Source organism: Anaeromassilibacillus senegalensis (genome assembly GCF_001261775.1).
Classification (GTDB): Bacteria; Bacillota; Clostridia; order Oscillospirales; family Acutalibacteraceae; genus Anaeromassilibacillus; species Anaeromassilibacillus senegalensis.
Map to the genome: position 1 here is coordinate 388,173 of NZ_LN868538.1, position 12,111 is coordinate 400,283.

General features: G+C 56.9%; 10 protein-coding genes. 2 read left to right on the forward strand and 8 right to left on the reverse strand.

Annotated features, from left to right (window positions below; translation table 11 throughout):
• Positions 1-2 precede the first annotated feature (2 nt).
• The 8 genes from ftsH to BN2106_RS12110 all read right to left on the reverse strand — a co-directional run bounded on the left by ftsH (position 3) and on the right by BN2106_RS12110 (position 10,109).
• Positions 3-1,877: an ATP-dependent zinc metalloprotease FtsH gene (gene ftsH, locus BN2106_RS12075; RefSeq protein ID WP_407921755.1), complete on the reverse strand. Its 1,875-nt coding sequence runs from the start codon at positions 1,875-1,877 to the stop codon at positions 3-5.
• 49 nt (positions 1,878-1,926) lie between these two features.
• Positions 1,927-2,466: a hypoxanthine phosphoribosyltransferase gene (hpt, locus tag BN2106_RS12080; RefSeq protein ID WP_050698833.1), complete on the reverse strand. Its 540-nt coding sequence runs from the start codon at positions 2,464-2,466 to the stop codon at positions 1,927-1,929.
• A gap of 4 nt (positions 2,467-2,470) precedes the next feature.
• Complete coding sequence (gene tilS, locus BN2106_RS12085) at positions 2,471-3,874, reverse strand: tRNA lysidine(34) synthetase TilS (RefSeq protein ID WP_242846324.1); 1,404 nt, start codon at positions 3,872-3,874, stop codon at positions 2,471-2,473.
• Positions 3,867-5,243, reverse strand: coding sequence for a replicative DNA helicase (gene dnaB, locus BN2106_RS12090; protein WP_050698834.1), 1,377 nt, complete (start codon positions 5,241-5,243; stop codon positions 3,867-3,869). The genes tilS and dnaB overlap by 8 nt, the downstream gene beginning before the upstream one ends.
• A 21-nt stretch (positions 5,244-5,264) precedes the next feature.
• Positions 5,265-5,720, reverse strand: a complete 456-nt coding sequence (rplI, locus tag BN2106_RS12095; RefSeq protein WP_050698835.1) for a 50S ribosomal protein L9 — start codon at positions 5,718-5,720, stop codon at positions 5,265-5,267.
• Between the two features lie 13 nt (positions 5,721-5,733).
• Entirely contained in the window at positions 5,734-7,704 is a 1,971-nt protein-coding gene (locus BN2106_RS12100) for a DHH family phosphoesterase (protein ID WP_082236490.1), read from the reverse strand.
• Positions 7,705-7,785: 81 nt separating this feature from the next.
• Positions 7,786-9,606, reverse strand: a complete 1,821-nt coding sequence (locus BN2106_RS12105; RefSeq protein WP_074017549.1) for a ribonuclease J — start codon at positions 9,604-9,606, stop codon at positions 7,786-7,788.
• Between the two features lie 239 nt (positions 9,607-9,845).
• A complete protein-coding gene (locus BN2106_RS12110; RefSeq protein ID WP_050698836.1) occupies positions 9,846-10,109 on the reverse strand; it encodes a hypothetical protein in 264 nt (87 codons plus the stop codon).
• A 193-nt stretch (positions 10,110-10,302) separates the two neighbouring features.
• On the opposite strand from BN2106_RS12110, the gene rnhA reads away from it, so the two are divergent.
• Positions 10,303-10,752, forward strand: coding sequence for a ribonuclease HI (gene rnhA / locus BN2106_RS12115; RefSeq protein WP_050698837.1), 450 nt, complete (start codon positions 10,303-10,305; stop codon positions 10,750-10,752).
• A 157-nt stretch (positions 10,753-10,909) separates the two neighbouring features.
• Positions 10,910-12,097: a cysteine desulfurase NifS gene (gene nifS / locus BN2106_RS12120; RefSeq protein WP_050698838.1), complete on the forward strand. Its 1,188-nt coding sequence runs from the start codon at positions 10,910-10,912 to the stop codon at positions 12,095-12,097.
• Positions 12,098-12,111 lie beyond the last annotated feature (14 nt).

Consider the following 12,111-nt stretch of genomic DNA (forward strand, 5'->3'; position numbering starts at 1 on the left):
TTTTACCCGATTGTGACGGGTTCTTTTTTCTCTTCCGGATATTGATACGTCCCATTCATGACAGCGGCAAAATCTTCCCCGCCCATCTTCTCATTCTGGTACAGGAACTTCGCCACATCATGCAGCTGGTCCATGTGTTCGGTGAGAATTGTCTCCGTCCGATGGTACGCATCCACCAGCAGGCTCTTGATCTCCCGGTCGATCGCGGAAGCGGTCTCCTCGGAATAATTGCGGACATGGCCCATGTCCCTCCCCAGGAACGGTTCGCTGTCGTCCGCGCCATACTGTACCGGGCCGAGCTTTTCACTCATGCCGTATTTTGTCACCATGGAACGCGCCGTTTTGGTCGCGCGTTCAATGTCATTGGAAGCCCCGGTTGAAATATCGTCCAGCGTCAAAGCCTCCGCCACACGGCCGCCCAAAAGGACAACCAAGTCCTCCTTCATCTCCTTGCGGGACTGATAGGAGCGGTCCTCCGTGGGCAGATGCATGGTATAGCCGCCCGCCATGCCGCGCGGGATGATGGAAATCTGATGCACCGGGTCCTGCGTCGGACAGTAGAAGGTCGCCACCGCATGGCCCGCCTCGTGATACGCCGTCAGGGTCTTTTCCCGCTCTGTCATCACATGGCTCTTCTTCTCCGTACCCACTACCACCTTGATGGTGGCTTCTTCGATCTCCGCCATGGTAATGGCCTTGAGATTCTTTCTGGCCGCCAGCAGAGCGGCCTCGTTCAGCAGGTTTTCCAAGTCAGCGCCGGTGAAGCCGGCCGTGGTCTTCGCAATGGTCCGCAGCACCACGTCGGGCGCCAGCGGCTTGCCGCGCGCATGGACTTTCAGGATTTCTTCACGGCCCTTGATGTCCGGATAGCTGACAACCACCTGGCGGTCAAATCGGCCGGGACGCATCAGCGCCGGGTCGAGAACGTCGGGGCGGTTGGTCGCCGCGATCATGATCACGCCTTCGTTTGCGCCAAAGCCATCCATTTCCACCAACAACTGGTTCAGGGTCTGCTCGCGTTCATCGTGCCCGCCGCCCAGTCCAGCGCCGCGCTGGCGGCCGACCGCGTCGATCTCATCGATGAAGATGATACAGGGAGAATTTTTCTTTGCCTGTTCAAACAGGTCGCGCACACGGGATGCGCCAACGCCGACGAACATCTCCACAAAGTCCGAGCCGGAAATTGAGAAGAACGGCACGCCTGCCTCGCCTGCGACCGCGCGCGCCAGCAGTGTTTTACCGGTGCCCGGAGGGCCCACCAGCAGCACGCCTTTCGGGATGCGTGCACCCAGCTCGTTGTATTTCTTCGGATTTTTGAGGAACTCCACAATTTCGCGCAGTTCCTCTTTTTCCTCATCCGCGCCCGCCACATCGGCAAACGTGGTTTTGCGCTTTTCATCCGCCATCTGCTTGATCTTCGCCTTGCCAAAGTTCATCTGCTTGCCGGCGTCGCCCATGGTGGAGTTCAGGCGTTTCATCATAAACCACCAGAGGAACACACCCAGGGCCAGCACCACCAGCATCGGCAGCATACTCACCAGCCAGGAGGTTTCCGGCGCGCGCTGGATGTCGCGCTTCATGCGCTCTTCGCCGTCGTGCTTGGCGTTGTACTCATCCACATAGGGCTGAATTTCCAACAGCAAATACTGCGAGTTCGGCGCTGTATAGTTGATAATGCTCTTCTTTTCATCGTTGAGCTGCAGGCGCATCTCGCCCGTGCCCATGTTAATGGAAAACTCCGTCACCTGTTCGTCCTGAAAGTAATTCACGATATCCGAATAGACGTAGGCTTTTTCCGAAGGCCGGTTGCTGAACAGCAGAGCAATCACCAGAAAGAGCGCGATTGGGATTCCCAGATAGATCAGCATGCGTTTCATGGTGTCCTTATTTTCCAAAATCTACATTCACTCCTTTACAGAGGTTCCGTCAGCCGCCGTATACCTCCGGCTTTAAAATGCCCACAAAGGGAAGATTGCGGTATTTTTCATCATAATCAAGCCCGTAGCCCACAATAAAGGCATCCGGGACATTGGTACCTACATAATCCGCGCTTATGTCCACGGTGCGGCGCTCCGGCTTGTCAAACAGCGTGCAGAGCCTGATGCTTCTGGGTCCGCGGGACTGCAGAAGCTCCAGTATGTAGCTGAGCGTCATGCCGCTGTCCAGAATGTCCTCCACCACCAGCAGGTCGTAACCCGCCAGCGGAATATCCAAGTCCTTGACGATCTTGACCACGCCGGAGGTTTTCACCCCGGAACCGTAACTGGACACAGACATAAAGTCCACCCGGCACGGAATTGTGATCGCACGCATGAGGTCTGCCATAAAGACCACGGAACCCTTCAGCACGCTGATCATCAACAGGTTTTTATCCTTGTAATCCTCGCTGATCTGCTTGCCGATCCGCTGGACCGTTTCCGCCAGATACGATTCGCTGAACAGCACTTCCTGAATATCATTCACCATTGGTTTATCCATCCCTTTCCCATTCGTCCTGGGAGCCGCACACTTGTGCGCTGCTCCCGGCAGGTTCCACTCTGATTGTAACCGCCTGCTGTGTTCCGGGCAAAACCCGGGCGCTTTCCGCCGGGCCAAAGCCCTCTATCCAAAGAATTTCCCCGCCGCTTTCCAACAAAATGACTTTGTCGCGCAGCAGGGGTTCCAGCTTTGCCTCATTAAACAGCTTTTTCAGCGATTTCGACACGCCGCGGCCCGCCGGACGAAAAACATCGCCCGCGCGCCGGGTCCGAAAGACTGGATTAGTCCATATTGTATCACAGTTGATACAATTATGAAATAACAAATTATGAAATTTATTCTCGGTTTGAACGGCATTCTTGTTAATTTTTTTTAAACAAATGCTGCGCCCGTCCGGCGTCCGTGTGACCGGGAATGAAACCGGCACGCTCCACGGCTCCATGCGCTCCGGTGCGACAAAAAGAGTATTGCCCTGCGCGGCGATTTGTATTCCTCCCGCAACGCTGACGGAGCCTTTTCCTGCGGCGATCACGTCCGCGGCGGCTTCCAGATGCTTGCTTTCCAGCCGCACCTCCCCGGCGCGCCGGAGTATAACCGCCGCCGCGCGCACCAGGACCGGCCGCGCCAGCGTTTTTAAAACGGCAAGGTCATATCCATGGGGCGTTTCCGCCCGCCGGACCGCCTGCTCCGCCTGCCCCTGCAAAAACAATTCATCCCGCGCCAGCCGCATGGTCATGCCCGCAATTTCTTTCTCAAAGGCGGGATTAATCCGCTTTAAAACCGGCACGACGTCCAGCCGCACCCGGTTGCGTGCAAAATTCCGCTCCAGATTCGAGCTGTCCGTCACATACGCCAGCCCGTAAAACCGGCAATACGCTTCCACCTGTTCACGGGTGGCGCGGATCAGCGGACGGATAATATTGCCGCGCACCGGTGGAATCCCACACAGCCCGCGCGCGCCCGTACCCTTTGTCAAGTTGAGCAAAACGGTTTCCGCATTGTCGGAAAGGGTGTGCGCCGTGGCGATCCTGGCGTCCTGCGCCAGCTCCTGAAAAAAGGCGTAGCGCACCTCCCGCCCGCATTCCTCCAGACCCTGCTTCCGCTCCTCCGCCAGGCGTTTGACATCGGCATGCAGAACCCGGAGTGGAATGTGGTTTTCCGCGCACCATTTGCGGACAAACGCCTCGTCCGCATCCGATTCCGCCCCGCGCAGGCCATGGTTGACGTGCGCTGCAAGTACCTCCGCCTTCTCCTGATAAACGAGAAAATGGGTAAGCGCCATTGAGTCCGCCCCGCCCGACAGGCCCACAACGACCCTGCCGCCCGGCGGGAGCATACCAAACTCGGCGATTACCCCTTGAACCAGCTCTTTTATGTTTGCAATTTCCTCATTCACTGCGCAAAACCTCCTGTGCGGTGAAGCGCATAAACTCGCCCTGCCAATGCAGCGGCACAGTCTTTGTCTCGCCGTGACGGTTTTTCGCCACAATGCATTCGCCGCTGTTGCGGTCGTCGGATTCTCCCGGCGCGTCCGCGTTCGCGTAGTAATCCTCGCGGTACAGGAACAGGACGATATCCGCGTCCTGCTCAATGGAACCGGAATCGCGCAGGTCAGAAAGCATCGGCCGGTGCGTGGTGCGCTGCTCGCTGGCACGGGACAGCTGTGAAAGCGTCAATACCGGCACGTTCAGCTCCTTCGCCATGATCTTCAGGTTTCGGGTGATCTCTGAAATCTCCTGTACGCGGTTGCCGTCTCCCTTGCGGTTGTTGGAACCGGACATCAGCTGCAAATAGTCGATGATTACCAGATCCACATCTTTGAGGCGGCGCAGCTTTGCCTTCATCTCCGGTACAGTGATGCCGGAGCTGTCGTCAAAATACATCTTCGTCTTGGAGAGGATGTCCCCCGCCTCGATGATGCGCACCCACTCGTCCTCGCTGAGCTTGCCGGTGCGCAGCTTCGTGCCGCCCACCATGGCTTCCGTGGAGATCAAACGGGAAGAAAGCTGTTCCTTCGTCATTTCCAGAGAAAAAAATGCAATCTTCTTCTCCGCCTTGACCGCCGCGTGCCGCGCAATATTCAGCGCAAAGCTCGTTTTACCCATGCCGGGACGCGCCGCCAGCAAAATCAGGTCGGAGCGGTTCAGCCCGGTGATGGTATCGTCCAGCTCCCGAATGCCGGTGGGTACGCCCTTGAATAAATCGCTGTCCGGCGAATTGAGCAGGTCCAGCCGGTCCAGCGTCTGAATGATGATCTCGTCGATCCGCTGCAGCCCCTGCATATTCTTCCCGCGGCGGATGTCAAAAATCCGCTGCTCCGCGGAATCGAGGAGTTTTTCGGCGTCGACACCGCCGTCGGACGCCTCCTCCATGATTTCCCGCGCGGTGATGATCAGCGTGCGGATATCGTATTTATCCCGCACAATGCGGGCGTACGACTCAACGTTGCTGATCGAAGGAACAATCTGCGCGAGCTGCAGCAGATACGTCTTGCCGCTGGTCTCGTCAAACTCCCGATATTCCTTGAGCTTTTCCAGCAGTGTGACGAAGTCCACCTGCCTGCCCACCGTGAACATGTCCAGCATGGCGGCATAGATCAGGCTGTTGTTGGTCTGATAAAAATAGTCCGGGCGGGGCAGGATCTCCGCCACCCGGTCCAGACAGGAAGAATCCAGTAGGATCGCGCCCAGGACGGACTGTTCCGCCTCCGGGCTGAAGGGCAAATTCAGGGCGCTGTAACCCGCCGTTAAATTGTCCATGTGCATCCCTCCCGCTTTTCTCTTCCTTTATTTTTCCTGCGATTCCGATACCACAGCGAAAACCTTGGCGCTGATACCGGTATAGAGCTTCACCACGCACTGGTAGGTGCCAAACGCCTTAATATCTCCGTCCACTTCGATCTTGCGCTTATCCACGTCGATGTGGTAGGTTTTGCGGATCGCCTCCGCAATTTCCTTGGAGGTGATGGAGCCGAACAGGCGCCCGCCCGTGCCGCCCTTGGCCGTCAGCTTGACGCTCTTGCCCTCCAGCTTGGCCGCGGCCTCCGTTGCAGTCTTCTTTTCCATCTCAATTTTATGCGCTTTGGCAGATTCGGCGTTTTTCAGCTCGTTCATCGCCTGTGCGTTGGCCTCCTTGGCCAGATTGCGCGGAAACAGAAAATTGCGCGCATACCCGTCGGAAACATTGACAAGCTCGCCCTTTTTCCCGCTTCCCTTTACATCCTGCAATAAGATGACTTTCATGGTAAATTTCCTCCTATTTTTGATTCCCCGCCGGCTGTACCTTCTTTTTGATTGCCGCCAGCAGCTGTGTTTTGGCCTGTTCCACCGTGATATCCGGAATCTGTGCCGCCGCCATGTTCAAATGACCGCCGCCGCCCAGCTCCTCCATCACAATCTGTACATTGATATCTCCCAGCGAACGCGCCGAAATATTCATTACATTCCCCGTGGGGAAGATCACAAAGGACGCCTTGACGCCCTGAATGGAGAGCAGTTCGTCCGCCGCCTGGGAAGAGGTTACCCGGATATCCGGGAACTCGTGGTCCGTGTGGGCGATGGCGCAGCTTTCCATGATCTCCGCCGCGGAAACAATGGCGTATTTCGCCTTGTAGCTGTCGATGGTATCGGCAAACATACGCTTAACTTCCACCGTGTCCGCGCCGCGGCGGCGCAGATATGCGGCCGCTTCAAAGGTGCGCACGCCGGTCTTAAGCACAAAGCTCTTGGTATCCAGCATGATGCCGGCCAGAAGCGCCTCGGCCTCCGCCTGCGTCAGCGTGTGGTCGCCGACATACTGCACCAGTTCCGCCACCATCTCCGATGTGGAGCTGGCGTACGGCTCATGGTAAAAGACAATTGCGTTCTCAATGTGCTTGACCATCATGCGGTGGTGGTCGATTACCACCACACGCGCCGCCCGGTTCAGCAGGTCCTTGCTCTCCACAAAGTCCGGAGAATGCGTGTCCACCACGATCAGCAGGGTGCGGGGCGTCATCTGCTCCAGCGCCTCCGCGGGCGCAAGGAACACTGTCTTGCCCGGCGCCGCCGCCTCCACATGGGTGATCAGCTGCCCGGCCAGGCTTTGCTGCCGGTTGGTCACCACATATGCCGGCTTTTGCAGCGCCTTGGTCACCGCGCTCCAGATACCGACCGCCGAACCAACCGCATCGAGGTCGGAAAACCTGTGACCCATGATCATCACATTGTCGGAATCCTTGATATGGTCGGAGAGTGTGGCGGCAATAACGCGGGTGCGCACTTTGTCGCGCTTTTCCACGCCCTTACTCAAGCCGCCAAAGAACTCATAGGTATCGTTTTTCTGTTTGACCGCCACCTGGTCGCCGCCGCGGCCCAGCGCCATTTCCAGCGCTTTGCGCGCCCACAGCTCGGATTCCTGCAGGTTTCCCGCACCGCGCCCCACACCGATGGAAACCGTCGGGCTGCGGCGTTCCACCGTTTTGATGCCGCGGACCTTGTCCAGAATCTCAAAGCGCTTTTCCATCGCCTGCCGAATATGGGCCTCGTCTGTCAGGATTAAAAAGCGGCCGCCGCTGAGACGGCGCAGAAAACCGTTCATGCTCTGTGCCCATTCCGCCAGCGTACTTTCCACATCGGAAGCGAGGCGCGCGTCTTCACCTCCGTTGAGGTCCCGCGCCAGCTCCTCCCGGTTGTCAAAATGCGCAATGGCGACAACCGGCCGTTTTTCCGCAAATTCTTTGTTGACGGCCTTATAATATGTATCGTCCACCAGATACAGGATGCTGCCCCCCGCCGTCTGCGAGGCATAGGCGGTAAAGCGGCGGTTCCCAACGCCGACATCCGTCCCCTTCGCCTGCATCACCTGCTCCAGCGTGTGGGGATAGAGGTAGCGCAGGATATTTTCCCCGCGGCAGTCCCTCGTTCCGCCTACACTCTCCAGAAACGCGGGGTTGGCCCAGACGATATCCCCGGCTTCCCCGATGATGGCAACCGGCATGGTCAAACGCTGCAGCGCCTGGTATTCCTGCCCGGACAGGACACGCCGCACGGCCCGTACCGAATACAGGATATGCGATTGAAACCGGAAAATAGAAATCGCGACCAGAATCACAGCCGCGATTGCCAGAATGATCTCTGTGACAAACACCGCCGGATTGTGGGTAAACCAGCTTACCCCTGCCATCGCCAGCATAACCGCCGCGACAACCAGGCAGACCGGCGATGCAACCCATATCTTTTTTTTCACCGTTCCTACTCCTTAAAATCCAAACTGGCCGGCACGCATGACGAATGGCCGCGGCGTTTCCGCCGCAGCCAGCATGTCGTTTTATATTTCCATGATAATTGGCAGGATCATCGGGCTTCTGCGCGTACGCTCGTACAGGAAGCGCGACAACTCGTCCTTGATGCGCGTCTTTAAGGCGCCCCACTCATGAATGTGGTGTTCCGAGCAGCTCTCCAGAGCGGCGACCACACGCTTCTTTGCCTCGTCGATCAGCGGTTCCGCCTCACGCACATAGACAAATCCGCGGGAGACAACGTCCGGACCGGAAACCACATTGCCCGACGCGTCGATGGTACACACCACAACGATGAGGCCGTCCTCCGCCAAATGCTTGCGGTCCCGCAACACGATGCTGCCCACGTCGCCCACGCCGAGGCCGTCCACCAAAATGCGGCCCGCCGGGACGCTGGTGAGTTTCTTCATATAATCCTGGTTCAGCTCCACCACATCGCCGATGTCGCCGATGTAAATCCGGGAGCTGTCCATGCCCATCGAGGCGGCAAGCCCCGCGTTCTTGCGCAGGTGCTTCTGCTCACCGTGGACCGGAATAAAATACTTGGGTTTGGTAATCCCCTGGATGATCTTGAGTTCCTCCTGGCAGGCATGGCCCGAAACGTGCACTTCATACATCGATTCGTAGATGACCTCGCAGCCGCGCTTCAAAAGCTCATCGACCACCGCGCCCACGGTTTTTTCATTGCCGGGGATCGGCCTTGCAGAGATAATGATAAAGTCGCCGGGGCCGACTTCCACCTTTCGGTGGTCGGCAAACGCCATGCGCGTCAAGGCGCTCATCGGCTCACCCTGGCTGCCGGTGGTGATCAGCACCACTTTCTCCTTGGGGTAGCGGTTGAGCAAGTCGATGTCGATCAGCACGCCGTCCGGCACCTGCAGATACCCCATCTCCACGGCGATGCCCATCACGTTCAGCATGCTGCGCCCGGAAAGCGCTACCTTGCGGCCATAACGAACCGCACAGTTGATGATCTGCTGCACGCGGCTGATGTTGGACGCAAACGTCGCAATGATGATGCGCTTTTTCTCCGCGCGCTTGAACAGGTTTTCAAAGGTATTGTCCACCATCTGCTCCGTCTTGGTGTAGCCGGGCCGTTCGGCGTTGGTGGAGTCCGCCAGCAGGGCCAGAACGCCCTCGTTGCCCAGCTCCGCAAAGCGGCCCAAGTCGATCATTTCGCCCCAGGCAGGCGTGCAATCAATCTTAAAGTCACCGGTGTACACAACGGTGCCCGCCGGAGAGTGGATCGCAAAACCGACCGCATCCGGGATGGAATGGTTCACATGGATAAACTCCACATTCATGCAGCCGAGCTTCACGGTCTGCCCCGGTTTGACGACGTTCATTTTGACCTTGCCCGCGAGGCCGTGCTCCTTGAGCTTTCCTTCCACCAGACCCAGCGTCAGCATGGTGCCGTAAATCGGCAGGTTGACACGCTTGAGCAGGTACGGCAGCGCGCCAATGTGGTCCTCATGTCCGTGCGTCAGCACAATGCCGCGGATTTTATCCGCGTTGCGCTCCACAAAGGTAAAGTCCGGCAGGACCAGGTCCACGCCCAGCATATCCTCGTCCGGGAACGCCATGCCGCAGTCCACAATCAACATATCGCCTTCACACTCGTACAGGGTAAAGTTCTTTCCGATCTCGTTGAGCCCGCCCAGAAAATAGGCTTTAATGGACGGCTTCTTCACCGGCGGCTGTCCGCGTTTTTTGCCGCGTGCCGGTTTGGCCGCCTGTTCCACGGCCGGTTCCGCCTGCTGCGGTTTTTTGGGCTGCGCCGGCCGCTTTGCAGGACGGCGGCGGGGCTGCTCCGGCTTTTTTTCCGGCGTTTCTTCCGCTCTGGCTGGCAAAGTTACTTTTCCATACAGCGCCGGATGCACCCCTGTTTCTGCAGCTGTCTCCTGCAGGTGCACCGTATCCGTTTGATTCTGATTTCTTTCCGTCAAGATATGACCTCCATTATTTTTGGATACGCCGATAAAATGTCCGCCTGCAAACGGTGCCTGGCGGGCATGACGCTCCAAAGTAAAATATTTATATTTTTAATCCGCGCAAAGCCGCTCCGGATACGCTGCCGGAACCGCGCGCATTAATAATATTTCAGTGAAAAAGGAATCCCCTGATCCGGGTAAATTCCATCCTGCCACACATTTAAAATACTTGTGAAATGTTTTTCAGCAGGACGCCGCACACCGTCCACACGGCTTTTGCGGCAGATACATTCCCGACCGCGGGTCTGGCCCGTCCTTTTCCAAAAACGGCGCCGTTTCCCACCGGTTATGATTGCTTTTATTGTACCTTGATATTGGATAGCTGTCAAGTTTCCTAAAAAGCAGGCCGCACTTTTATTCATATTATGGCCCCTTCTGCGCTTGTTAAACCAATTGCACCGCCGTCTGAAAAAAATTGCGGCTCCGCGCGCACGCAATATATTTCTATGCTATAATAACCTAGCGGAATCGCAGCTCACAATTGACTTAGGTTGAAACTGCCTATAAAACAAACAGGAAACATAGGATACATATATTAGGAAAAGGATGGATACGATGAAACATGTGGAAATTTTTACGGACGGCGCCTGCCAGGGCAACCCCGGGCCGGGCGGCTGGGGCGCGGTCCTGCGGTATAACGGCGTGGAAAAGGAGATCAGCGGCGGCGACGCGGACACCACCAACAACCGCATGGAACTCAGTGCGGTCATTGCCGCCCTGCAATGCCTGAAAGAACCGTGCGAAATAACACTGTGCAGCGATTCTCAATACGTCTGCAACGCCATAGAAAAGGGCTGGGCCAAAGGCTGGCGGCGCAACGGCTGGCGCAAGTCGGACAAATCCCCCGCTCTGAACGCAGACCTGTGGGAGACGCTGCTGAACCTGCTGGAACAGCACAAAATCACCATCCATTGGGTGCGGGGGCATAACGGCCATCCGGAAAACGAACGCTGCGACCGCCTGGCGGTAGCGGCGGCGGAACGCGCCAAAGCCGGACGGCAGTGAAAAAATTTTTAAACCCTATTGCATACTATACTAAAAAGGTGTATATTATAATCATAGTAAATCAGTCAGGATTTGCCAATCCAATTTTGTAAAAAATTTTGCCGGCCCGGTTGGGGCATCGGCACACTGATAAAGGAAAGAAAAGGTGATTGAACACATGGCACGTTTTGTTTATGCTGATAACGCCGCTACAACACCGGTTTCCCCCGCCGTTTTTGAGGCGATGAAACCGTATTTTACATCGATTTACGGCAACCCGTCCAGCCTGTACTCTGTAGGCCGGGACGCCAAGCGCCCGCTGGAGCTGGCACGCGGAGAAGTTGCCGCCTGTCTCGGCGCGGAACCGAGCGAGATTTTCTTTACCTCCGGTGGCAGCGAGGCCGACAACTGGGCAATTAAGGGTGCAGCACATGTACAGGCAAAGAAGGGGAAAAAACATATTATTACCTCTAAATTTGAACACCACGCTGTGCTGCATACCTGCGCCTCTCTGGAAAAAGAGGGGTTCTCCGTCACCTATCTGGACGTACACGAAGACGGCCTTGTCCGTCCGGAGGAGCTGGAAGCCGCGATTCGTGAGGATACGGCGCTTATCACCATTATGTATGCAAACAATGAGATCGGCACCATCCAGCCGATTCCGGAGATCGGCGCTATTTGTAAACAGCATGGCGTGTTGTTCCACACCGACGCGGTACAGGCGGTCGGCAACGTGCCGATCGACGTGAAAGCGCAAAACATCGACCTGCTCTCTCTCTCCGCGCACAAGTTCCACGGTCCCAAAGGCGTGGGCGCGCTATATGTCCGCAGAGGAGTACAGCTTCCCAATTTAATCGACGGCGGCGCACAGGAGCGCGGGCGGCGTGCCGGCACCGAAAACGTGGCCGGTATCGTCGGCTTGAGCACCGCTTTAAAAGAGGCCTGCGCCACCATGGAGGAACGTGCCAAACGCCTGACCGCCATGCGGGACAGACTGGTCGACGGCGTCTTACAGATTGAGCGTTCCCGCTTAAACGGCGACCACATCAAACGCCTGCCGGGAAATGTGAATTTCTGTTTTGAAGGCATCGAAGGCGAGTCCCTTCTTCTTCTTCTGGACCTGAACGGCATCTGCGGCTCCTCCGGTTCCGCTTGCACCTCGGGTTCCCTGGACCCCAGCCATGTGCTGCTTTCCATCGGCCTGCCGCATGAGATCGCGCACGGCTCCCTGCGCCTCTCCTTCAGTGACCAGAATACGGAGGAGGACGTCGACTACATTTTGGAGGTCCTGCCCGGCATCGTGGAGCGGCTGCGCGCCATGTCCCCGCTTTGGGACGAAATCATTCATGGAAAAAAGTATAACTGATTTATAATATGGAA